This is a genomic window from Cohnella phaseoli (genome assembly GCF_003386235.1).
GTDB classification, from domain to species: Bacteria; Bacillota; Bacilli; order Paenibacillales; family Paenibacillaceae; genus Cohnella; species Cohnella phaseoli.
Map to the genome: position 1 here is coordinate 325,475 of NZ_QRDZ01000004.1, position 24,495 is coordinate 349,969.

Consider the following 24,495-nt stretch of genomic DNA (forward strand, 5'->3'; position numbering starts at 1 on the left):
AAAATGACGTTGAAAGTAGGAGTCGTCGGCACCGGCGGCATATTCAAGCACGCGCATCTGCCAGGTTGGCTGTCGCACAACGAAGTAGAGATCGTTGCTTTCTGTGACGCGTTTAAGGCGTCTGCCGAAGCAACGGCCAAAGATTTTCCCGGAACTAAAGTGTATGAAGACTACCGCGAGCTGATCGCGGATCCATCGATCGACATTATTGGCATCAGCACGCCGAACCTGTACCACTCGGAGATTGCCATCGCCGCTCTACGCCAGGGCAAACACGTATTTTGCGAGAAGCCGGACGCGATCAACCCCGACGAGGCTCAGAAAATGGCCGATGCGGCACGGGATTCCGGCAAGCTGCTGATGACGATGCGCAACAACCGTTTCAGCGAAGAAGCGAAGTTCGCCAAGCGGATTATTGGTAACGGCGAGATGGGCGAGCTGTACACAGGGCGCTGCGGCTGGATTCGCCGCCGGGGTATTCCGGGACGCGGCGGCTGGTTTACGACAAAAGAGCTGTCCGGCGGAGGTCCGCTGATCGACCTCGGCGTACACATGATCGATATGGCGATGTGGCTGGCGGGCAACCCGAAGCCGGTTACCGTATCCGGCTCGACGTACCGCAAGTTCGCGGATCGTCCCGACGCTTCGGGCAACATTCCGGCGGGCACGTTCGATGTCGAGGACTTGGCCGCAGGCTTCATCCGCTTCGATAACGGCGCCTCCCTGCAGATCGAGTTCAGCTGGGCGTCCAACATCGAGGAGGAGAAGAAGTTCCTCGAATGGAGAGGCACAGAAGGCGGCTTCAGTCTGATCAACGACAAGCTGAACCTGTTCACGGAGCGCGAAGGCGCGCTGATCAACCAGCAGCCGCAGTTTGAGGCGGCCCAGATTCCTCAGCATACGGCCAACATTCGTCACTTCGTAGAATGCGTACTCGGCCGCGAGCAGCCGATCATTACGCCGGAGCACGGCGTCGATATGATCAAAATTTTGTCCGCAATTTACGAGTCCGCCGAGCGCGGCCGCGAGATCGTGCTGTAAGAAGCAAGCGGGCTGTCCCATAAGCGTTTTAAGTTGTTCTCAAAGATGATCCATACTAAAGGCTAAAGGAGTATGCACCTCCTTCCGATGCTATACGCTTCCGAAATCTGAATGGGTAAACCCGTCACAGGGTAATTTCGGGAGCGTATGAGGCGTCTACAGGAGGTGCATACCCCTTACTTTGTGTATTGATCAACTTAAGCGACTTAGCTTAGGGGACAGCTCCATTTTATTTTTGCGGACCGAAGCCGAGTAGCCAAGGCCACGGAGCGGAGGCTAAAAAAGTGCCTCCACGCTACCGAAGCTGCGGAGTGTAGGCCAAAAAAGTGCCTCCACGCTACCGAAGCTGCGGAGTGTAGGCCAAAAAAGTGCCTCCACGCTATCGAAGCTGCGGAGTGTAGGCCAAAAAAGTGCCTCCACACTATCGAAGCTGCGGAGTGTAGGCCAAAAAAGTGCCTCCGAGCTACCGAGGCTGTGGAACGTAGGCCAATTCGTTAATCCTTAATGCTCAGCTCCTTCTCCCGGTATTCGGAAGGCGTCAGATTCGTGACCCGCTTGAAAAATTTGGTGAAGTAAGCCGGAGACTCGAAGCCAAGCGCCGAGGAGATTTCATGGATCTTGGTCGAGGGCTGAGTCAGCAGTTCAACCGCTTTATTCAGTCTCATTCGGGTAATCGAATCGTGCAGGCCTTCCCCGGTCAATTGCTTGTATAATCTGGACAAGTAGGAGGGATTGAAGCCGACCTCTTCTCCGATTCGGGTCAGCGATAGGTCGCCCGCGAGGTTGTCCTCGATGTAGGTGTTGATCCGGGCGACGATCTCCAATTCGCGTTCGCCGATGTCCGTTTTCTGCGCATCGAACACCGCTTCGGCCAGCCGGGCGATATAATCGACCGCGTCTTCCCAGGAGCTGTGGCGATTCAGCTGTGTCAGCATGTCGACATCGATCCGCAGCGCGTTGTTTTCTTCGAATGACGTGTTCATGAATCTGAAAAAAATAGGCGCAACGGAATAAAACCATTGCAGCTTCATCAAGTCGAGGCCGCTCTCCTCGATATGGCGCGCCAGCTCGTAAAACAACGAAAAAAAGCGTTCTCTCTGCGAGGTTTCGAGATAGGTTTGCAGGGTTTGGATTTTATTCATTTTCAGCCAGTGGGAAATATCCTTGTCGTGCTCCAGCCTTTCGTTCGGCGACAAATGCGACTCGGAGAGCAGCACCTCCTTGCGCTGGCCGTAATCGATATAGAGAATCCGCTTCAGCAAGCTGTACGCATGCTCGCAATCCGCCCAAGCCACCGGCGAAGCTCCCGCGATCAGAGACACGCTCAGCCCGATTTGCCTCCGGCATTCCTCTTGAATTTTCGCCAAGGATTCGCGAACGAGAAGCGCGGCATGCTTCCAAGAGCATTCGAAATCTTCATTCTCCGGCAACAGACCTTCGATATTCGGCTGAATCAGCCAGATCCATCTGCCGGACTCGTACATGCAGGAAAACAGGTTTAACGTGGGACTAAGCGCCTCATTCACGATCGTCTGAAGGCCGAAGTTCTTCAGCGTCTGATCCGCTGTCCTGCCATCGGGCTCTCTATCGTCCTGTCTTCCGAGCATCATCAAAATCGGGGCGGCCGCGTTCAGCGGAATGTCCAGCTCCTTCAGTCGAAGCTCCAACTCCGAACCGTTATCCGCCGCTTCTCCCGTTATCCGTTCCAGGAGCCATTCCTTCCGGAGCGAAGGCAGCGCCAGCTTGATCTGTTCGCGGGCCCGCTCAAGGAGCCGCTCGCGCTCGAACCTGCCGTCCAGCCGATCGACGGCTCTGCGTACGGCGCTTACGATCACTTCGTCTTCCTCTGTCTTCAGAATATAATCGAAGCTTTGATTGCGGCTGGCCGTCTGGATATAGTTAAAATCGTCGTGCCCCGTTAAGAAGATGACGATCGTATGCGGCCATAAACGGACGATTTCCTGCTGCAGCGCAATCCCCGACATGCCGGGCATGCGAATATCGCTGAGGACGATGTCGATTTTCGTGCGTTTCAGCCATTCGAGCGCCTCCAGCGCGGAATAGGCGTAATAGATTTCCAGCTCAAGGTCGGGACGATTTTCGAACAGGTACACCAACCCTTGTACGATCAAGTCCTCGTCGTCAATGATCAGAAGCTTGTACATGATGCGTCTCCTTTATGATGGGAATCGCGTAGACGACTCGCAGGCCTCCGAGCGGAGATCGGTCGACGGCTAGTCCGTACGGTTTGCCGTACTTTAATTGCAATCTGCGGTGGACGTTCAGCATCCCGGTCGTTTCCAGATTCATGCCTTGCTGCAATTCCGAGTTCAACTGCAAGAGATGCTCGTCCTTCAAGTCTTCGCCGTTATCCTCCACGGAGAGATAGACGGCGTGATCTTTAAGCGTAATGGAGATATTGACGATGCCGTCGGACGCTTTGTCTTTAAGGCCATGCTCGTACGCATTTTCCAATATCGGCTGTAAAATCAGCTTCGGCACCGGAATATCCCGGCATTCCTCCGGCAATTCCGCGCAGACCGTCTTGATCCGCCGCGAATAACGCATCGTCTGAATCTCGATATAGGATTTCGTGTGCCGGTATTCCTGTCCCAAGCTAATATCGTCCAAACCGTTCCTCGTAATATAGCGAAAATATTCGCCTAAGTGGCGCGTCAAGCGGATCACCGTGTCCACGTCGTGCATTTGGGCGACCCGGTGCAGCACGAAGTAGCTGTTATAGAGGAAATGCGGGTTGATTTGCGACTGCAATTGCTTGAGCTCCGAGCGCTGCGAGCGGATTTTCTCCTCGTAGACCTCGTGCACGAGCTCCTGCAGCTTGCGGGACATCGCATTGAATTGTTCGTATAAATAGCCGAATTCGTCATTATGGTTATGCTTCAGCGTGACCTTCAGATTGCCTTGCTCCAGCTTGAAGAACGCTCGGACGATTCGGCGAATGGGCTGGTGGATAATTCGATAGATCCAATAAGAAAAAAGAATAACGATAAAAATCGAGGTCAGCATAATCGTCCAAAATAAATATCGGTATTTCTGCAGGGGATTCAGAATTTCGCGTTCCGGCAAAAAGGCGATAATATTCGTATTGAGAACGGCCGATTTTTCGAAGATCACCTTATAGGACGTTCCTCCGATTTTCACGTTCACGTTGCCGTAATCACTGTCATCCATCGATGCCAGCAAAGTCTTGGAGGAGTCCGAATGCGCGATTTGCTCGATTGCGGCAGGCTGTCCGCTGGCGATTCGCCATTCTTTGTCCGCTTGCAGCAGCATGCTGCCGCCGAGGTCCGTTTCGTAAAGCTCTTCCAGCGATTGGCGCAGCAGTTCTTGCGATAAGGTCATTTTCAACAGGAGAAAATGATCCAGGTCGTTGTTTTCGATGCCGTACGATTCGGGATAAAAGCCGCCGATCAGGTATTGATCGTTCCAATAGACGATCGGGGAGGCCAGCGTCGAGCGCTTGAGAGACTGGACCTCCCCTTCGGTCGGCGGCGGAACGAAGCCCCGCGAGGAGATATTGCGCTGAATTCTCGGCAGATAGACGCTGATATCTTCCAGGTACAGACTTGAAGCCTGAAGCAGCCTAAGCTTTTCTTGGATGCGAAGCACGGCTCTGGAATATTCGAAATTCGTCAATTGGTTCCTCGAAAAGCTGAGGACCTGAAGGTCGCTGTCCGACAACAGCTCGTTGCGCAAGCGCATAATCCGTCTGAAGTCGGCGTCGATCCCCGTCACGAACGTGTGAATTCTGTATTCGAGCGATTGTTCGATTTGGGATTTTACCGTCCGGGAGCTTGAGGAATTGATCAACAGGCTCAAAATGGACAACGGCAAAATGATCACCAAAAAAGCGATGGCCAGCTTAAAGAATATACTGGAAGATTTCATGCGGAAAGGATTCATGGCATTCCCCTCTAGTTTAGGCGCTCTGCGAATAGACAAGCCGTTTATAAATAGGGACCAGCAGCTTAAGCGGAATCGCTCAAGCTGCTGGTCATTCTATCGGTCTAGCGGATTCCCATTAATCTGTAAAGAACAACCGCCGCTTGCGCGCGCGTTGCGATTCCTTCGGGCAGCAGCCGGTTGGCGTCGACGCCGTTGACGATTCCCAGGCTCACGGCCAGGGCGGCTGCTCCGGTCATCTCTTCCGGAATCCGCGAGGCATCCCGGAAGCGGAGCAGCGCCGGCGGATTTTCGCCGCTCGGAACCGGCCGGCCGGTCAGCAGGGAGACGGCGCGTCCGGCCAAGGCGGCCAATTCCGCGCGGGTAACCGGCGCATCGGAAACCGGCATATCCCGTTCCACGTCCATGTCGCCGAGTTCCAGCCCCTTCGCCAGAAGCGCAACCCATTCGGCGCGCGTAATCGGGCTCTCCGGAGCAAACCGGCCGTTGTCGGCGCCGGACATGAAGCCCTTGGCGGCGGCGACTTGAATTGCACGGCCCGCCCAGCTCGCTACGCGATCGAGATCGTTAAACTCCACTCGATTCTCAACGACCGCATACTTGGAACGAAGCCGGCTCAACTCGGCGTACATTTTCTCGCCGGAGAGCTTCCCGCCGACAATCTCCGTACGTCCGCCCGCAAATTCGATCATCGCCAGCAATTCCTTGTCCAGATCCGCTCCGGTCGGCAGCGGCAGACCCAGCGTAATCGGCGGATTAAATTCGGTCGGAACGGACCCGTTCACTTTCAGCTGGATTTCATAGACAGGCGCCGCTAATTGTTGATCGTCGCTCGTCCTGATGATACGGATTTCTACGTCGCCTTGAAGCTGGGACGGCGCGAAGAGTAACTCTACGCCCTGCCAGTCAAGGGTGACTTGGGCGACTGATTTCTCGAGTAGCCGTTCCAGAATAGCTTGCTCCAGCTTCACCTGCAGTTCATCCGACGATCCTTCAAACGTCATCGACAGTCGAGCCGGCAAGATCGCTTCGGGGGAGAAGCCTCGAAGCAGTTCGCGGAGCCGATCGAACGCCTCTCCGATCGAATCGATCCGAGCGAGCAGTGCCGGGGTGTCGATTCCGGTCTCATCGCCGCTAGAGCGGGGCAGGTAAGGCGTCATATCCAACTGGCCGATACGATCTGCGGCCGCCTGGATTTTCTCTATCGCTTGGGCGTTAATTGCCGCTTGTTCGGAAGCGGACGCCCCGTCCAACCGCTCGCGGAGGCCGTTCAACTCCTGTTCAAGATCGGCCAGCGGGTTGTTGGGAGCTTCCGTCCCGGTAGACGGGCCGGAGTCTGTGCCGGAGCTGGAGCCCGGATCCGGGTTCGAAGTGCCGCCGCCCGACCCCGACTTGGCGCTTAGCTCATAGATCTGTACATCCAGAGGAGAGTAGCTGCCCGTAAAGCGGTTATTCGAGATCGGGAGAAACGTATTCTCGTTCCATACCTTCAGCCGCATTCCTTCGGGCACTTCGATGGCGGCCCGCTGCGCTTCCTGGCTGTTGTTGACCATGGCGATATAGTCTTTGTCGCCGACCTTGCGGCTTATCCAATGCAGCCAATCGCCGTCTCCCTCTGCGATTCGAACATTGTCGGCCGGCCGGTCGGACAGAATAAACGCCTGCAAATCCGCGATTTCCTGCGCGACGCGATTCACGCGGCCGAGCAGCTCTTCATAGGGGAGCCCGCTTGCATCGTTCTTCATATCGAACAACGAGTAAAACAGAATGCCCCGGGCGCCTTCGGTAATATACTGCCACGCCATATTGCGCATTTCCCGCTCGGTTGGCGGGCGCAAGCCTCCTTGGCCGTAGTTGCCGACATTTTGCGCCTGCACGACGGCCCATTGTCCCTTCTTCCCGATGGCCTCGGTAGTCGCTTTTTGCAGCTCGCCCGGCTCGCCGATCGGATCTTCCTCCAGCCCTTTGACGGGATAGACGTCCAAGCCGAAAATATCGGTTGTTTTCGCCAGCACGCTGGCGGACGGCAGATGGAAATCGACCGTATAGGCAGGATGATTCGGATCGTTGGCCTTGACCGCTTCATAATGGGAAGGCAGCCGATCGTCGTTCGGCGCTTCGTCGTTCAAGTACCAGGCCAGCAGCGCCGGATAGTCTTTGAACCGATTGACGAATTCGCCGATTTTGCTCACCGCGTCTTCGTCGCTGTTGATGCCCTCGGGCGCCCATGCGGAGCCGTAGAAGAAATCCTTTAACGAGAAAATGACCTGTTTGCCGTATTCCGCCGCCAAATCGAGCTGTTCCCCGGAAGGGAGGTCGTAGGGCAGAAGCGTGTTGATCGGACTGTTTTTCAGCTCCTCCAGCTCCGAACGAACGATTTTGTCCGCATAGATTCCGATCGGCAGGAACAGCTTTCCGTTCCGCCAGAATCGGCCTTCGTTATCCACGTAGGATTCGGGCATCTCCGCGGCGCTTCCCAATTTGCGAATCGTCCATTCCTCCGAGTCCGCCGCCGTATCGGTTCCGGACAATACAGCCTCGACGCGAACATGATACGTGCCCGGAGCCAGCTTGGCCGAGGGGAAGACCGCGTCTCCGCCCGGGCCGTCCAGATACGTCGCCTCGACAACCGTCTGGTCTTCTTGCAAAAGGCTGGCGCGTATCGTATAGGCGCTCAGATCCGCGCCCGTTGCCGCTTCGGTTCGGACTCGAATCTCCGCGTCTGTCCCCGGCGACAGAATGCCGCGATATCCCGGAGACTCCAGCCGGGTTTGAATGAGCTTGGGCTTGACTTCGTGGAGGGTCAGATCGTCGAACCAGACCGTACCCGTCGTTCCTTGCGTGTACAGCGTCAGATTGGCTTTGGCTCCGTTGGCCGGGGCCGTATACAGCGGAATCCGAAAATAAGTCCAATCGCCGGGATTGATCGGGTTCGCATAGGAGCCGCCGATCCAATTGCCGCCGGCATCGACCGCGTCCAGAGCAAGCTTAGCTCCGTCTCCGTCCGCGACGCCGTCCGTCTTCACCCACACCGATACATAGTAACCGACGCCGGGCGTGAGGTTAAAATCAAAGCTGGGCGAAGAATTGGCCGGGCCGTTCGTATACTTCAAGGAGTATTGGCCCGTGCGGGACTCGGCAGCGTCATAGCTGGTCGAGCCGCTGAGCCAGGTCGCGTCGTCGGGGTCCTCGAACGAGGTGGAGTAACCCGACTGGCTTCCGGCCGGCGCTTTCTTATAGACTTTAACGTCGTCGAACCAGACGGTTCCGGTATCGCCCTGGCTTAAATACAGCGACACCTGAAGTCTGCCGGCATCCTCGGGAACCGTATACGTAGGCAGCTTGAGCAGAGTCCAATCGGCCGGCGCAAGGCCGTCCGTATATTGTCCGCCTTTCCAGTCGTCTCCGTCGTACGCTTCCAGGGCGATTCTCGCCTTGCCGGCGCCTACGTTTTCCGTCTTCAGCATGACGGTTGCGTAATAGGTCTCACCCGGCTCCATTGCCAAAGAAACCTGGGGATATTTATAGTACGCGGCATCCGAACGCTCGTATTTCAAGGAATGATTGCCCGTGTAGGCTTCGCCGTCGTCATAACCGCTGGATTCCGTTATCCAGCGTTCGTCCGCGGGATTCTCGAACGATTCCTCCATCACAAGCACATCGGCCTCCGCCGCAGCCGCGATCCGAAGCGAATCGCCGCCAAGGAAGGAAATCGGGGCCAACTGCAAAACCAGGATCAGGGCAAGAAAAGCCATCGCTATTTTTTTCAACCGAATCACCTATCTTTCTACCTTATAAATGTGAATGCCCAAGGAGCTGAACGAATCCGTGAACGTGCCGCCCGTCAAAGCCAGGGAACGGCTTTCGTTTACCGCCTGCACGGAAGTCGCGCCGGGTACGGTGAACGAGGCGGTTCGGTTCGACTTGCCGTTATTGACGGCAAAAATATACGTATCGCCGCCGTACTGCTTAACCATCCAGTTGAGCCAGCTTCCGCCCGTAGTCGTCGCGGTGGGCGTGGCATCGACGGACAGGAGGATCGGAACGAAGCTCTCCACCTCGGACGCCACCTGCTTCACGCGATTCAGAAGCGTTGCGTAAGGCACGCCGCTCGCATCGGATTTCAGGTCGAACAGGGAGTAGAACATCAACCCCGTCGCGCCCTCGGTCAAATACTGCCACGCCATATTGCGGACTTCCTGCAAAGTCGGCGGACGGGTACCGCCTTGACCGTAGTTGGCCAGATTATGCGCCTGCACGACCGGCCATTGGCCCCGGAACCACAGGTTTTCTTTGGCGGCCTTCTGATAAGCGCCGGGTTCGGCGATCGGATCGCCGGACAATCCCTTCACGACATATCGGTCCATTCCGAAGATGTCCGTGGAACGCAGCACCTGGTCCGGGTTTGGCGTATTGTAATCCACGATATAAGCGGGATGGTCCGGATCGTTCGCGACGACCGCTTCATAATGGGCGGGCAGCCGGGGATCGTTCGGAGCCTCGTCGTTTAAGTACCAGGCCAACAGCGCCGGATGAGATTTGAACCAGTTCACGTGCTGGGCGATTTGCGGCGCCTCGTCCGCCTCGCTCGTAATGAACGACGGAGCGTAAGGAGAGCCGTAATAAAAATCCTTGAAGGAGTAAATGACCTTCATGCCATAAGAATCGGCCAAATTCAACTTGGTCAGGTCGGGATGGCCGTATGCCAAAATCGTATTGAAGGCGCTGCCGCTCAGATCCGCCAAATCCGCTGCGGTAATATCGGCGGTATAGATGCCGATGGGGAAAAACAAGCTGCCGCTGCGCCACAGCCGACCGTACTTGTCGACGTAATCGGCCGGAGTGGAGCCGGTTTTCGCAATCGGCTTCTCGATATAGCCTTTGACCTGTCCCGTCGATGTTCGGATCAACTGAACAACCAGCTTGTAGCTTCCGGCCGCAAGTCCGGAGCCGGCGAACAAGGTGGCCGTAGCCTGCTGGCCGGTATAGCTTGCGGAATTCAACAAGACGTTGGAAGAATCGTACAGACTGACCTTGGTCGTGTAGCCGCTGAAATCGGCCGACCAGGAATGCGGAACGGTTTTGACCCGGATGTCCGTATGGTCGCCTGAGATGAGCTTCCCGCGGTACGAGGGGTAATCCAGATACGCATAGAATAACGGCGCCGATTGAACCTCGAATACTTGCAGGTCGTCAAACCAGGCTTGCCCGGTTGTACCCTGCTCCAGATAAAGAGAAACGCTGATTTTCGCCGTATTCGCGGGCAGCGTGTAGATCGGAAGCCGGAGCTGCGTCCAACCGGCTGACGCGACTCCCGGAAGGTATTGTCCGCCGACCCAGTTGCCCGACGAATCCAACGCTTCGAGCGCGAGCGTCGCGCCGCCCGGCCCGCTGAGGCCGGAGGTTTTGATCCAGACCGTCGCGTAGAACCTTTCTCCGCCTTGCCCCGGCAATATTTTGGAAGGATAAATATAGGTGCCGGCCGAAGTTCGAGTGTACGCTAACGACTTGGAATAGGAATGATGTTCGCCGGAAGTAAAGCCGGTGGCCGCCGTGATCCATTCCGATTCTCCGCCGTTTTCGAACGAAGTCTCATACGCTAGTACACTGGAAGGCGTGTATGCTTTCGCTTCTGACGGCATCGCCATTTCGGAAATAAGCAGGATAACGAGGGACAGCAGAATGGCATAGTGCGCAGGGCTTTTTTTCAGTTTCAACTAGCTCTGCCTCCTTTGGTCTACCCATTGATTGACCTCTTCGGTAATTCTGTCTCCGCCCAGATCGCCCCAGTCTTTCGCATAGTCGTCGAAGGCGTCGACGGGCAGCTCTCCCATAATGATCATCGTGTAGGTGTCCAGCGTAAGCTTGTCCAGGATGGCGGTCACCTGGCTCATCGTTTTGGTCGCCGGACCGTAAAATTCGTTCATTTGAATGTAACCGCTGTCATTATGTTCCATAATTTTCGCCCAGGCGCTGCTTTGGCCGTACATGCCTTCTTCGAACCAGTAGCGGTTATCCCCTTGGCGATAAGCGACGATATTGTCGTAATAGCTTTGTTCCTCTTCGCTGAGGCCGGCGGGACTCCCGTTCTTCAACGCGCTCTGCAGTCGGATATAGTTCTTCATGCTGCCGTTCTCCGGCCAAGTGTAAACGAGCGGGTAGTTGTTGTACTGGAACCCGTCCTTGCCGATAAAAAAATGGCTCCATTCCGGATTCTCATAGCCGCGGTAAACCATCAAATTCAGCAAGCGCATGAGCGCCTCCGGATGCCGTATGCCTTTTTTCGCGACAAAATAGCTGTAGATCGGGAAGTTGTATTCGAACTTAGCCGGCACGTCGTCGACGGAGGGAATGCCGTATGCCCGCCAATCCGCCCCGGGGTCCCGGTCCTTGCTGGCTTGCAGCGGATGCGTCGGATTCCACCAGGCGCCGTACTGCATGCCGATTTTGCCGGATACCAGCTCCTCGGCCATATAGTTCTGATCCTTTACGGAAAACTCCGGATCGATCTGACCGTCAAGGTACATGTCGCGCAGCGCGGTCAACGCCGTCTTGACCTCCGGTTGGATGCCGCCGAACACGATTCGCCCGTCGTCGCCTTTGATCCAGCTGCTGGGATAGGCATGAAAGCCGTTGAAAAAGCCCTTCAGCGATGTCCAGTTGATCCGGGTGTGCAGCCCCATGTTCAGGCCGAGACCGTAAGTGTCGCGTTGCCCGTTGCCGTCCGGATCTCCTTCGGCGAAAGCTTTGGAGATAAGCAGAATATCCTGCATCGTGCGCGGCTCCGGCAGATTGAGCTTGTCCAGCCAATCGTGCCGCACCCACAGCACTTGAGACTGATCGGTCATCGAAGCCCCTTGCGGAATCGCCATCAGCTTGCCGTCAAATGTGGCCGTATCCAGCGAGTGGGCAATTTCTTCGATCATTTCTTTGGCTTTCGGCGACGCATGACGTTCGTAAGCTTCCGTCAAATCCTCGATCAGGCCGGCATCGGTCAACTGCTTGAGCTGCAGGCTGTCGACTTCGAAAATATCCGGAAGCTCCCCGGTAAGAATGGAAGCTTTTAATCGTTGATTGTAATCCTCGGTGCCTTTGTTCGTCGTCCACAAATATTTGATTTGAATGCCGAGAGTCGCCAAGTAATCTCGGCTCCAGACGTTGTCGGTCAGCGATTCGCCCTCCCGGAAAACGGTGCTGTCGTTCAGATTGCGCACGGCCGAAAGCGTGATAGTCGGCTCGTACTTCTCGAACGGGCCGACGGCCGCGGAAGGCCGTTCCTCGCGTTCGGCCATCGGACCGAACAGGAGGAAGGCGGCGATTCCGCATACCGCCAGCGCGATTAACGAGATCGTTCGTTTACGATTGATCATGACCGCATGCTCCTTTAAGTGTCGCTCACGCTCACCCTAGGGCGTGTATGCATACTCCGAGGATAGCAGATGTTGCCGAATTTTCGTTCCATGCAAGGAACTTTTGTGAAGGCGTACCGGGGGTACGTCAAGCAAAAGTGACGAAGCAGGGGGCGAAAAGGCGGTGATAGATGCCTCTGAGCGGGTTTGCATACACGCCCCAGGCATCGATGCGTCAATCGTGTGAGCAACTAGTTCCCATTGTAGCACGGATAGTTTTATTTCAGCTTGTCGAGCACCGCTTGCGCGGCTTTGTCTCCTTGCTCCAGGAGCTGATCGATCGCGATTTTGCCGGAAAGGTATTCCGTGAAGATCGGATCAATCGCCCCGATCCATTCCTCCCACAGCGGGTTATCCCCGACGTTCGACGCATACTGCATGCTGTCCAGGAACACCTTGATGTGCTCCGGATTCCCTTGATGTTGGGACAATGCTGCTTCTGCCGTAGATTTCTTCGCGGTGATGCCTTCCGACAGGGTGGCGTTCAGCTGCTGCGCTTCATCGCTCAGGAAATATTCAATGAATTTCCAGCCGGCTTCCTTCTCCGCATCCTTGGCATGCGCGTTCAGTACCCAGGAATTGGCGACGAGCGCGCTGTAATTGACGCCTCCAACTCCTTTCGGCATAAGTGACACGTCGTAGTTGATCCCTTCTTGATCGTTGGACAGCCTTCTGGCGAAGTTGTCGTAGAACATGGCGACGATGCCCCTCGGGAACCAAGTGCCGTGGTTAGGGGTGATTTCGCCTTCCTGCGCTACGAGGCTTGGCGTAAGGCCTTCATCCCAGAACTTTTTCATATACACCATGGCTTCTTTGACCTTGGGATCGCTGGCGAACGTGCTCTTCGTCCGGGACTCGTCCAGAATGTCTCCGCCGAATTGGCGAATCGTCGTATACCATCCGTAACGGAAATGGTTCGCAAGACCGATTCCGTATTGCTTGGCGTCCGCGTTCGTCAGCTTTTGTGCCGCCTCGTACACGTCGTCGGTCGTCCAGTCCGCCGTCGGGTAAGCGACGTTGGCGGCATCGAACATCTCCTTGTTGTAGTACAGCGCATTGACTTGAATCGCTTGCGGAACGGCGAAATATTCGTTGTTCGCGTTCTTGATCGCCTCGAAGCCGAAGTAATCGTCGAGCTTAACATCCTTCAGACGGTCGGTCAGGTTTTCGATCGCGCCTTCGCTCGCATATTGCGCGATGTACGGGCCGTCCAGCAAGTAGACGGTCGGACCTTGGCCCGCCGCCAAGTCTACCTTTAAGTTGGTATAGTGCGTTCCCCAGTCGGTGCCTACGTTTTCGACCGTGACGTTCTTGTTGGCTTCCATGAACTTGTCAATGATTTGCCCGAACGTTTCGCGCGCTTTCTCGTCGGCGTAATAGGCGACCTGAATGGTGACGGGCTCACCGTTATCCGCGGTATTGCCGCTGGCCTCCGCCGTTGAATCCGGGCTTGCCTGGGACGATGACGCCGACGGACTGGCGGTCCCTCCGTTATTGTTGTTCGAGCTGCAGGCGGTCAGCGCCGCCGAGGTCAGCATGACGAGCGCGAACAGCGATAAAACCGACTTTCTTGACTTGCTCACTTGTACCCCTCCTAAGGTTGCGTTCGTTTTTATGTCAGGGATATTATCCTTTGACACCGGAAGTGGAAATGCTCTTGACGAAGTAGGGCTGCGCGACGATAAAGAGCACGATGACCGGCAGCACGAGCAGCACGTTGCCGGCCATCTCCAGCTCGGGGCTCTGATTGTACTGCCCGGTCGAAATGTCGCGGATGCGCAGCACCATCGTCCATAGACTGCTGTCCTTGCCGATGAAGATCATCGGATACAGAATTTCGCCCCATTTTTCCTGCAAGGTGAGAATGCCCAAAGTCAGCATCGGAGAGATCATCAGCGGCAGATGGATGCGGCTGTAGATCTTAAACCATCCCGCGCCGTCGATTTTGGCCGCCTCGTCCATCTCCTTCGGAATGGAGCGGAAAAACTGACGGAGCAAGATGATGCCGAAGGCGGTGGCCAGGAAGGGCGGAACGATCAGCGGGTAGTGGCTGCCGATCCAGCCCAGATTTCTGAAAATCATAAATTGGGGGATCATCGTCACTTGGGACGGCAGAAACATCGAGATTACGGCAAAGCCGAAAATGAAGCTTTTGCCCGGAAACGGAATTCTCGCAAAGGCGAAGGCGACAAGGCTGCAGGACAGAACCGTGCCGATCATCGCCAGGCCGGTTACTTTGACCGTGTTGTAAAAATACAGCAGGAACGGATGCCCCTTGTCGGGAAACAGCAGCTTTTCGTAGTTGTCCCAGCGGGGCGTCTCCGGGAACCATTTGAACGTATTCAGGAACTCCCCGTTCGTTTTCAGCGAAGCCAGAATCATCCAGACGAAGGGCAGCAGCATCGTGGCTGCGCCGACCAGCAGGATGAGGGCATTCAAGATCGAGAAGAAGCTGCGGTTTCTTCCGGACCTGCCGGGATATGCGTGACTGTTCAATAGATTCGCCTCCTATTCTTCGTAATGAACCCAGCGCTTTTGCAGCAGCAGCACGAGAAGCGTTACCGCGATCATGCAGAGGAACGATATCCAGGCGATTACGGACGCGTAGCCCATGTCCAAATAGCGAAACGCCTTTTCATAGAGATAGACCATCAGGTGGGTATCCGAATATTTGTTGTACCGGTTGAACACCATCGTGAACTGCTGGTCGAACGCCTGGAAAGCGCTGGAGATCGACATGATCACGACCAGAAACGTTGTCGGGGAGAGCAGCGGCACGGTAATGCTGCGCAGGCGCTGCCACCTCGTCACTCCGTCGATTTCGGCGGATTCGTAGAGCGATTCGGGAATATTGTTCAAGCCGATATAGTAGATGAACATCGCATAGCCCAGCCCTTTCCATACGGCGACCAGCGCCAAGGCGGGAATCAGCGTGCCGGAGCCGATCCCGAGGAAAGCGATGTCGGACATTCCAAACGCTCTGAGAATGCCGTTGACGATGCCGATTTCGGGCGCGAGCAGCCAGATCCACACCATTCCGACGACGAACCAGGAAGGGACGGCGGGAAAATAGTAGACGGCGCGCAGGACGGCCATTCCTTTGCCCTTGAAGAATCGTCCGGAATAGGTGAGCATTACCGCGAACAGCAGCGGAAGCGCGACCTGAATGGGCACGTAAATCAGGGCAAACTGCCAGGTGTTCTTGAAGGCCGTCATAAAGGACGAATCGTTCAGCAGCATCCGCACGTTATCGAGGCCGTTGAATTCGGGCGGCGAGATCACCTTGAATCTCGTAAACGAATAGTAGAGCGACATTGCCGCCGGAATGACGAAAAGAACGACGGCTCCGACAAGATAGGGCGCAATGAACAAATATCCCGTCAGGGAATCGGTAAATCTACGACGCATAGGGTCACCTTGCTCTCTCTTTTGTAAACGGTTTAGTTTTGCTGTTCTCGATTATAGAGCGGCGCCGGAGGGGATTCTATTTCCGTCTCTTTACTTTCGCTGCCATTCGTTTACTTGTTTGGCTTCCAAGGCTCCGGAATGGTCACTAGAGAGAGTTCGAGAATGGATTGAAAAGAAATTCCGATATAAATGTGGGAAATGAAAATAATATCCGATTCGTTGCTTGTCAGTCGTTTTTATATCCGGTATGCTTGAACTATTAAACGAAAAGAAACGGGTGAAGAACGATTGGCTAGAGTGGGGAGCAAGCTGAGTCAATCGAATACGCTGCTCATGATTTCGAGCATCTATTCGGCGCTGACGAAAGCCGAGAAGAAGGTGGCGGACGCCGTAAACGCCAATCCGGAAGAAGCGGTGCTGGCAACCGTGACGGACTTGGCGGAGCAAGCCGGCGTCGGGGAGACGTCGGTTATCCGGTTTTGCCGCAAGCTGGGGTTTCGCGGCTATCATGAATTTAAGCTGTCGGTCGCGCAGGATCTGGTGGACCGGCCTTCATCGCTCGCCAACGCGGTGATCGGCGAAGACGACGACTTGATAACCGTCGCCCGCAAGGTGACGATGAATCATGAGATGATGCTGAAGAACACGCTGGACCTGCTTAGCGCGGACAGCCTTCGAATGGCGGTCGACCAGATGCTGGCCGCGAACAAAATCTATGTTTACGGCGTCGGCTCTTCCGGCATTACGGCACTGGATCTCCATTATCGTCTGATGCGCACCGGATTTAACGTCGAAGCCCATCGGGACTCCCACATCATTGCGATGTCGGCTTCGCTGGTTAAGCCCGGCGATCTCGTCTTTGGCATTTCTACGTCGGGCAGTACGCGCGACTTGGTTGACCCGGTGAAGCAGGCCAAGAAGAACGGAGCCGTCGTGATCTGCCTGACGAGCCATCTGCGCTCGCCGATCGCGGCCTACGCCGATACGGTGCTGCTTGTCCCGTCCCGAGAGCTGCCGACTGAGGGCGGCGCATTGTCGACGAAGTTCACTCAGGTTCATCTGCTTAATATTTTGACCACGCTGCTCACGATGAAGGCGCAGGGAGCGAATCAGGCGCTGGACAAGACGGCGATGTCGGTCGTGGACAAGCTGTATTGAATAGGATAGTTTAAGTCTGGGGAATGAAGCGGCCCTCTAATTGAGGGTATCCGCTTGATTTTGATTGGAGATTAAATTCTCCTTAAATGAGATAATAAAAGGATTATTTCGAATTTCCTGAAATGAACCAATGAAGCTTCGGAAAGATGACCCGTTTGAAGTGAAAGAAGAGAATGGCTTCTTCCCTCTTCATTGGTTCCATTTAAATAGAAGGGGAGAGAAAGATGGAGTATGCGATTGGAGCGGACATCGGGGGGACGAAAATTCAAATTGCCGCCGTTGATCGGGAGGGACGCGTAGTCGACCGTCATCTGCTGCCGACCGAAGCGCAGCTTGGGCCGGATCAAGTGATGGGTAAGCTGCTGTCGGGAATCGGGCTAATTCTGAGTCGGATGCCCGCGAACGCCCGAATTACGGGCATCGGCGTAGGCAGCGCCGGGCAAATCGATTTTGCTTCGGGTACGGTTGCTTTTGCCGGAGATCAGCTGCCGGGCTGGACAGGGACGCCGATCAAGGCGCGCGTGGAAGAGAGGTTCGGCTTGCCGACCTATGTGGACAACGACGTGAATGTCGTCGCAGTCGCGGAACGGCTGTATGGAGCGGGACTGGGACTGGACAGCTTTCTGTGCGTTGCGCTTGGAACGGGAATCGGCGGCGCGATCGTCGAAGCGGGGCGGATCGTTCGGGGGGCACAGGGCTGTGCCGGTGAGCTGGGCCATGTTTCCGTCGATTTTAACGGACCGCGCTGCAGCAATTGCGGCAACAACGGGTGTGTGGAGCTGTACGCCTCCGGTTCGGGCATTGCTCGACTCGGGAGCGAGTTGATCGACGCAGCCAAGGAGCTTCCCGCTTGGCGAGCGGACTCCCGCGAGATCGCGCAAGCATGGCTCCAAGGTGACCCGCAAGCTGCGCAGGTTATGGGAATTGCGATCCGCGCGCTTGCGGCGGCGATCGCCGGCTACATTCACATGTGCAATCCGCAGGCGGTCATCGTCGGCGGGGGAGTTTCGGAGACGGGCTCCGTCTTTCTGGATGAGCTAGACCGGGAGGTGCGCGGCCGCACATCGCCAAGCGTCAGATCGGCTTACCGGTTGCTGCCCGCCTATGTCGGCAACGACGCCGGAGTGATCGGAGCGGCAGCTCAAGTGTGGTTGTACGGTGGTAATATCTAAACGAATGAGCGTAATTAATGGGCATTCTAAGTTCTCATTTTGGAGATTATATCCTCTTTTATTTATTAAAATAAAAGAAATATCTTTAATTGGGGAGAGCGGACTGTTATAATGAGGCCATCGCAAAGTATTGCGAGTCCGCATTTGGCTATGCAAACTTAGAATAGCAGGTGATGAAATGATTCAAAAACTTATTGATCAAATGGCCGGGGGGCTTGTCGTTTCCTGCCAGGCCTTGGATAACGAACCGTTGTACGGCCCGGAGCATATGGCCGTGATGGCGGCAGCGGCAGCGGAAGGCGGAGCGGTGGCGATCCGGGCCAACACGCCTCAGGATGTGCGCGCGATCAAGAGGAAGTGCGGGTTGCCGCTGATCGGATTGTATAAGAAGCATTATGCCGATTCCGACGTCTACATTACGCCGACCCTGTCCGAAGTAAAGGAGATCGCCGAAGCCGGAGCGGAGTTCGTCGCCGTCGATGCGACCTCGCTGCCGAGGCCTGGCGGTCAATCTTTAGAAGATTTCATTGCAGGCATTCGCGAAGCATGTCCGCAGGTCGGCATTGTCGCCGACGTATCGACTTTTGAAGAAGGAGTCGCCGCGATGAAGCTGGGCGTCGATCTCGTATCGAGCACGCTGTCGGGCTATACTCCGCATAGCCCGCAACAGGCAGGGCCCGATATCGAGTTGGTTCGGAGACTGGCCGAGCTGCGCGAGACGCCGGTTCTGGCTGAGGGGAGAATCTGGACGCCGGAGGAGTGTGAGGCTTGCTTGCAAGCGGGGGCTCACTCGGTTGTCGTCGGGACGGCGATAACCCGCCCGCAGTTGATTACGCGCAGATTCGTCAACGTTTTTCAATCGTTTAAGGCGTCCAACTAAATTCGTTTTTCAGTGTTAAACGGGACAAGTCGGGAGAGCAAATCTCCCGGCTTTTTGCGTATGTCCGATGAATTGACTTACATTAGCTCGCGTAGCGGTCCGCCACCGTAAGAGGCGTTCAAACGCGCGGATTCGCTCGCGTAACGGCATGGAACGATCGGTTAGCTTGTTTTACGGTAAGCGGAGGGGGACACCCCCTCGCGCGTGCGAAACGCTCTGCTGAACGCATGTATGCTCTGGAAGCCCAGCTCTTCGGCAATGCGCGTCAACGATAGGTCGGTGAAACGGATCATTTCTTTCGCCTTCTCCAGCCGAACGGACAGATGGTATTGAATCGGCGTTATTCCGTAAGCTTTCTTGAACAGCCGGCATAAGTAATATTTGCTCATATTGGCCAGCCCGGCGAGCTCTTCAAGCGTCGCTTCTTCGTGGAGATGATGGGACAGATAGTTTTTGACCCGATCCAGTTGCTCGCGGTTGGAGTGAAGATGCGGGCTGCGCTGCCAATGGATTTCTCGAAGAAGGTGCATCCAGAGCTGAATGAACAAGCCTTTGGCCGTCGTCTCGTAGTAAGGGAATTTGCTGTCGAACTCGAAAATAATGTCCATCATCAACTGTTCGATGGCTTCCGGTTTGTTGAGGCGAATATGGCTGGGGAGCGGCGGAGTCATGTCTCGCAGGTCGTTCGGACGAATCCATTGCCGCTCCCGCTCGTTTAACCGGGAATAAGGCTTAAACGATATCGGAACCTCGGGGCTGTCATCCTGATAATACAGATCGAAATGAAGATGCGGCTGACGCAGCGGCCGATCGTTCATCGTACGTATAGAATGAGGCTGGTTCGGCTTGAACAGAAACAGGTCTCCCGGTATGCCCTTATAGGCGATCCCATCGACAATAACCTCACATTCCCCTTCTTTGATGTACAGCAACTCATAGTCGAAAAGAACCCTTTCCGGAATATGAACCGGAGGGTAGATCGTCGAATCCCAGGCAACGCGAATATAGGGCGATAAGCGATTCAAGTCCATAAGGGATCAGCTCCTTAAGATGGAGTATCTCAGTTGAGATGAGCAATATTCGTTAAATAAAGGTCGATCCCTGCTAAAGAAAAAGAGACGATGATCTAATAATATTAACGTTGTAAGCGTTGTTTTAATTGTATTCATCATCAAGAGCCATGACAATAATCAATCAAAGGAGCATCGTCATGTATTCATTTAACGGCTTGGACATGGGGCTTGGCAATCTATCCCGATTGTCGAATGCGGTAACGAGATCGATCAGTGCCGAGAACTTCACAGGCGAGAAGGGCAAGGGAGGTATGGCGACGGAAGGAACGGGCGCCGGCTGCGCCCGCGATCTGGGGATCGGCTGGAAGGTCTCGCCTTCCGTCGAGATCGAGCCGGGAGCGACCTTCGAGATGGCGAATATTCAAGGGATGGGCGCCATTCAGCATATTTGGTTAACCTGTTTTCCTACGACCTGGCGGAGTCTGATCGTTCGTATGTACTGGGACGATGAAGAGCAGCCGTCCGTCGAGGCGCCGGTAGGGGATCTGTTCTGCAACGGCTGGCAGGAGAGGTGCAACGTCAACTCGCTTCCCGTCGCCGTTAATCCGGCCGGAGGGATGAATAGCTACTGGCAAATGCCGTTCCGGAAAGCGGCGCGTCTGACCGTGGAAAATACGTCGGGGGAGAAGGCGGTGCTCTATTACCAGATCGATTATACGCTGACCGACGTACCGGAGGATGCGGCTTATTTTCACGCTCAGTGGCGCAGAAGCAGTCCTGTGCCTTACAAGGACGTTCATACGATTCTTGATGGCGTTAAAGGGAAGGGCCATTATGTGGGCGTGTATCTGGCCTGGCAAGTGAACAACACGGGCTGGTGGGGAGAAGGAGAAATCAAGTTTTATATGGACGGAGACCGCGATTTTCCGACGATCTGCGGCACAGGAACGGAGGACTATTTCGGCGGGGCGTGGAACTGGGAGCAGCCCCAGGGCGAGTACGGCACCTATTCCACTCCGTATCTCGGCATGCACCAGGTCATTAAGCCCGATGGACTGTATCGCAGCCAGCAGCGCTTCGGCATGTACCGCTGGCATGTCATGGACCCGATCCGTTTCGAGTCGGAGCTGAAGATAACGATTCAAGATCTAGGCTGGCGCTCCGGCGGACGTTATCTGCCGCAGCAAAGCGACATCGCCTCAACGGTGTTCTGGTATCAGTCGGAGCCGCATGCCTCATTCCCGGCGCTTCCGGGCAATGACGAGCGGGAAGTCATCTGATTGCAGCTTGACAAGGAGCTGGCTCCCCGACAATAATAATGGCAATAACATATTGATTCGACCGGTCGTGAAGCACACCCGGCAGCGCCTTTTGGGCGTCTGTGGGTGTGCTTTTTTATATTCGGACGAGTCGGTGGAGACGAGGTGCAGGTCATGGAAGAAGACAAAGAGCGCAGTGAGCCAACGAGAGAGTATACACCACACGACGAAGCGTTCAAGAAGCTGCTGCAAACCTTTTTCGCGGAGTTTATCGAATTGTTTTTTCCTCATGTGCATGAGCTCCTGGACTACAGTCAAACACGGTTTCTGATGCAGGAGCAGTTGGTCGATGTAGTGGGAGAGCAAGCGCTGACACTGGATTTGTTGCTTGAGACAAAGTACAAGGGGGAGGACGCGTACGTCCTTGTTCATTTGGAACCACAGTCCTACAGAGGCAGCCGTTTTCATGAACGGATGTTCGTTTATTTCAGCCGCCTGTTTGAACGGCACCGGAAACGGCATAAGCTGATCATTCCGATCGCGATTTTTACAATGGATCATGCAAGGGATGAGGTCAATTCGTTAAAAATGGCGGTATCAGGCCGGACGGTGCTTTATTTTCGCTTTTTGAAGGTAGAATTGAGCAGCCAGCATTGGCGCCGGTTTATCGACTCGGACAACCCGGTCGCCGCTGCGCTGCTTGCGAAGATGAGGTATAATGAGAGCGAGATCAGAGAGGTGCGGTTCGCTTATTTGCGAATGCTGTTGCGCCTGCGGAGGAAGCTGGATGATGCTAAGCTGGCACTGATCATGTCGGTAGCCGATCTGTACAATAAGTGCGATATCCGCGAGGATGAGTCGCTGCTGCAGGAGCTTGGCGAAAAATATCCGGAGGAGGGAGATATCGTGGACAAATTGATGCCGGCATGGAGCAGGGAAGGGTATGAGAAGGGGATTAAGGAAGGTATTGAGCAGGGAATGGAGCATGGCGTGGAGACCGTAGCCATCAACATGCTGCGTGAAGGGATGGATCCCGACTTTGTCAGTAAAGTGACGGGATGGCCGGAACAGAAAATTGCCGAGCTGCGCAAAAGGTTTACCAAATGAAGATCAGGCAAGCGAAATCTAACAACATATCGAGCGGGTGACATCAGGTGGAAGTAAACTATTGTTCCGCATGCGGCGGCAAAATGGAAACAAGAGAAGTGGACGGCACGCCGAGAAGGGCCTGCACGCAGTGCAGCTTCGTCCATTGGGGCAATTATAGCATCGGCGTGGGCGCGCTTGTCGTGAAAGACGACAAAGTGCTGCTCGTGCGCAGGGCGCAAGAGCCGGGCAAGGGTTATTGGACCAATCCCGGCGGATACATCGAGCAGCTCGAGCCGATTGAGGAGACGATTGTCCGGGAAGTGCGAGAGGAGAGCGGCGTCGAGGCCCGTGTGAAGGGAATTATCGCGCTGCGGGATCAGCCTAGAAGCATTCATAACGTCTACATTGCGTTCGAGATGGATTACGTCGGCGGAGAGCCGATTCCGGACGGGGTCGAGGTCGACGCCGCCGGGTTTTACAGTATGGAAGAGATGGAAGCGATGAACGTCGCGCCTTTCACGCAATGGCTCGTTGACGTGGCGCTGCACGGCAGTATGGACGGACTGGCGATCGACAGGGAGCCGGTCGTTCCGTTAAACGGGAACGGGTTGTTTCGAGTGTAATCGGACGGATGGGGGATGGGCGATGGGGACGAGACGGTTTCAAGGAATGAGACGGGAAGCGGACAGCCAACGCGCAAGCGACAAGTCGACAGGGAGTTCTCGCGGATCGCACGGCATGCAAGCGGATCAGATGTTTGCCCTGCAGGCGTCGATCGGCAATCAGGCGACGATGGACATGATGGAAGCGACTCCTTCCGAACCTCAGGACAACCTGAAGAGCGGGATTGAAAATTTATCCGGCTACTCGATGGACGATGTGAAAATCCATCGTCATTCCGATAAGCCTGCGCAGCTCAACGCTCATGCATATGCGCAAGGAACCGACATACATGTCGCCTCAGGCCAGGAGCAGCATCTGCCTCACGAGGCCTGGCATGTCGTGCAACAGAAACAAGGTCGGGTATAACGGCTTTGACATCCCCGGTGAGAGGTGCGGCAGTGGAAGGATCAAGGAAAAAGCCGACGATGCAGCACATCGCGGATAAATTGGGCATATCGAAGTCGCTTGTATCCAGAGCGTTGTCGAACGACGCGCAGATCAGCGACAGAACGAAAGAGCAGGTAAGGCTGACGGCGATTGAATTGGGCTATCCGATCAACTCCTCGGCGGCGATCGTGCCCTCCTCGCGCACGGGCAATGTGGCGGTGTTAATGCCGCGTTCGCATCTCAAGGACGCCGAGTTTTGGGGCAAGGTCATCGGCGGAGCGGAGGAGGAGCTTCATCGCTCGGCTTTCAGTCTCGTGCTGGGAGGCATTGCGACGGACGAGCCGGTGAAGGACGGTCTGCCGAGCTGTATAACGGATCGCAGAGTCGACGGAGCGGTGATCATGGGCCGCGTTCCCGTCGGCTACATTGCCGAAGTGATGGCGACGGGGATTCCGGTCGTGTTGGCGGACGTTATGGCGGATAGTCTAAAGCTGGATCACGTGCTTGCGGACAACTTCAGAGGCGGCTGCGAGGCCGCTTCCTTCCTGTTGGAGCAGGGGCATCGGAACTTGCTGTTCGCAGGCGACTCGGACTTCTCGTTTAGCTTCGCGGAACGCAAACGCGGAGCCGAACGAGCTGTGGCGCAATTCGAGTCGACGGAAGGGAAGGCCCCCACCCTCACTTTCGTCGACCCGATTCTGCTTGAAGGAGATAAGCTGGCGCTGCCGGAAGTTGAGTTCTCTGCAGCGCTAAAAGGCGGCGTTACCGCGATCGTGTGCGCTAACGACTCGATCGCCTTCTCCGCCTTGGAGCAGATAGCGGCGCTAGGGCTGAGCTGCCCGCAGGACATATCCGTTGTCGGCTTTGACAATGTCGAACGCTGCGAATGGATCGCTCCATCCTTGACGAGCGTGGATGCGGACAAGGAGACGATCGGCAGGCGAGCCGTCGAATTGCTGCTGCGACGAATGGAGCGGCCGGATGCGCGACCGGAGACATTGTATCTTGCAACGGAGCTCATAAAGCGGAATTCTGTTGCAAATATTATTAATAATTTTATTTAACAAGTTTAAAATAATATTGAAACAACCT

Annotated in this window: 18 protein-coding genes; 9 read left to right on the plus strand and 9 right to left on the minus strand. The window is 55.4% G+C overall.

Going from position 1 to position 24,495, the window contains the following annotated elements; all coding sequences use genetic code 11:
- Positions 1 to 3: 3 nt before the first annotated feature.
- Complete coding sequence (locus DFP98_RS07490) at positions 4 to 1,041, plus strand: Gfo/Idh/MocA family protein (RefSeq protein WP_116059949.1); 1,038 nt, start codon at positions 4 to 6, stop codon at positions 1,039 to 1,041.
- A gap of 494 nt (positions 1,042 to 1,535) precedes the next feature.
- Here DFP98_RS07490 and DFP98_RS07495 read toward each other — a convergent pair whose 3' ends face one another.
- The 8 genes from DFP98_RS07495 to DFP98_RS07530 form a co-directional block, all read right to left on the minus strand.
- Positions 1,536 to 3,206, minus strand: coding sequence for a response regulator (locus DFP98_RS07495; protein ID WP_116059950.1), 1,671 nt, complete (start codon positions 3,204 to 3,206; stop codon positions 1,536 to 1,538).
- Positions 3,184 to 4,965, minus strand: a complete 1,782-nt coding sequence (locus DFP98_RS07500) for a sensor histidine kinase (protein WP_116059951.1) — start codon at positions 4,963 to 4,965, stop codon at positions 3,184 to 3,186. Before DFP98_RS07500 ends, DFP98_RS07495 begins: the two co-directional genes overlap by 23 nt.
- 104 nt (positions 4,966 to 5,069) lie before the next feature.
- Positions 5,070 to 8,744, minus strand: a complete 3,675-nt coding sequence (locus DFP98_RS07505; protein WP_116059952.1) for an S-layer homology domain-containing protein — start codon at positions 8,742 to 8,744, stop codon at positions 5,070 to 5,072.
- Positions 8,745 to 10,682 (minus strand): hypothetical protein, encoded by a 1,938-nt coding sequence (locus DFP98_RS07510; RefSeq protein WP_116059953.1) that lies wholly within the window; start codon positions 10,680 to 10,682, stop codon positions 8,745 to 8,747.
- The gene (locus DFP98_RS07515) at positions 10,683 to 12,335 is read right to left on the minus strand and encodes an extracellular solute-binding protein (protein ID WP_116059954.1); all 1,653 of its coding nucleotides are present in this window, start codon (positions 12,333 to 12,335) and stop codon (positions 10,683 to 10,685) included.
- 257 nt (positions 12,336 to 12,592) lie between these two features.
- Positions 12,593 to 13,957: an ABC transporter substrate-binding protein gene (locus DFP98_RS07520; RefSeq protein WP_116059955.1), complete on the minus strand. Its 1,365-nt coding sequence runs from the start codon at positions 13,955 to 13,957 to the stop codon at positions 12,593 to 12,595.
- 43 nt (positions 13,958 to 14,000) lie between these two features.
- Complete coding sequence (locus DFP98_RS07525) at positions 14,001 to 14,870, minus strand: carbohydrate ABC transporter permease (protein WP_116059956.1); 870 nt, start codon at positions 14,868 to 14,870, stop codon at positions 14,001 to 14,003.
- Positions 14,871 to 14,882: 12 nt separating this feature from the next.
- Positions 14,883 to 15,782, minus strand: a complete 900-nt coding sequence (locus DFP98_RS07530; RefSeq protein WP_116059957.1) for a carbohydrate ABC transporter permease — start codon at positions 15,780 to 15,782, stop codon at positions 14,883 to 14,885.
- 288 nt (positions 15,783 to 16,070) lie between these two features.
- Here DFP98_RS07530 and DFP98_RS07535 point away from each other — a divergent pair, with 288 nt between their 5' ends.
- The 3 genes from DFP98_RS07535 to DFP98_RS07545 all read left to right on the plus strand — a co-directional run bounded on the left by DFP98_RS07535 (position 16,071) and on the right by DFP98_RS07545 (position 18,992).
- Positions 16,071 to 16,940, plus strand: coding sequence for a MurR/RpiR family transcriptional regulator (locus DFP98_RS07535; RefSeq protein ID WP_116059958.1), 870 nt, complete (start codon positions 16,071 to 16,073; stop codon positions 16,938 to 16,940).
- A 224-nt stretch (positions 16,941 to 17,164) separates the two neighbouring features.
- Positions 17,165 to 18,112 (plus strand): ROK family protein, encoded by a 948-nt coding sequence (locus tag DFP98_RS07540; protein WP_116059959.1) that lies wholly within the window; start codon positions 17,165 to 17,167, stop codon positions 18,110 to 18,112.
- Positions 18,113 to 18,290: 178 nt separating this feature from the next.
- The gene (locus DFP98_RS07545; protein WP_181917547.1) at positions 18,291 to 18,992 is read left to right on the plus strand and encodes an N-acetylmannosamine-6-phosphate 2-epimerase; all 702 of its coding nucleotides are present in this window, start codon (positions 18,291 to 18,293) and stop codon (positions 18,990 to 18,992) included.
- 161 nt (positions 18,993 to 19,153) lie between these two features.
- Here DFP98_RS07545 and DFP98_RS07550 read toward each other — a convergent pair whose 3' ends face one another.
- Positions 19,154 to 20,023 carry an AraC family transcriptional regulator gene (locus DFP98_RS07550; protein ID WP_116059960.1) on the minus strand — a complete coding sequence of 290 codons (870 nt, stop codon included), beginning with the start codon at positions 20,021 to 20,023 and terminating at the stop codon, positions 19,154 to 19,156.
- Positions 20,024 to 20,202: 179 nt separating this feature from the next.
- On the opposite strand from DFP98_RS07550, the gene DFP98_RS07555 reads away from it, so the two are divergent.
- The 5 genes from DFP98_RS07555 to DFP98_RS07575 all read left to right on the plus strand — a co-directional run bounded on the left by DFP98_RS07555 (position 20,203) and on the right by DFP98_RS07575 (position 24,467).
- Positions 20,203 to 21,285, plus strand: coding sequence for a glycoside hydrolase family 172 protein (locus DFP98_RS07555; RefSeq protein WP_116059961.1), 1,083 nt, complete (start codon positions 20,203 to 20,205; stop codon positions 21,283 to 21,285).
- A gap of 153 nt (positions 21,286 to 21,438) precedes the next feature.
- Positions 21,439 to 22,371: an Rpn family recombination-promoting nuclease/putative transposase gene (locus DFP98_RS07560; RefSeq protein WP_116059962.1), complete on the plus strand. Its 933-nt coding sequence runs from the start codon at positions 21,439 to 21,441 to the stop codon at positions 22,369 to 22,371.
- 47 nt (positions 22,372 to 22,418) lie between these two features.
- Positions 22,419 to 22,976 carry an NUDIX hydrolase gene (locus DFP98_RS07565; protein WP_116059963.1) on the plus strand — a complete coding sequence of 186 codons (558 nt, stop codon included), beginning with the start codon at positions 22,419 to 22,421 and terminating at the stop codon, positions 22,974 to 22,976.
- 22 nt (positions 22,977 to 22,998) lie between these two features.
- Entirely contained in the window at positions 22,999 to 23,382 is a 384-nt protein-coding gene (locus tag DFP98_RS07570; protein ID WP_220377063.1) for an eCIS core domain-containing protein, read from the plus strand.
- Positions 23,383 to 23,414: 32 nt separating this feature from the next.
- Positions 23,415 to 24,467 carry a LacI family DNA-binding transcriptional regulator gene (locus DFP98_RS07575; protein ID WP_116059964.1) on the plus strand — a complete coding sequence of 351 codons (1,053 nt, stop codon included), beginning with the start codon at positions 23,415 to 23,417 and terminating at the stop codon, positions 24,465 to 24,467.
- Positions 24,468 to 24,495: the final 28 nt, after the last annotated feature.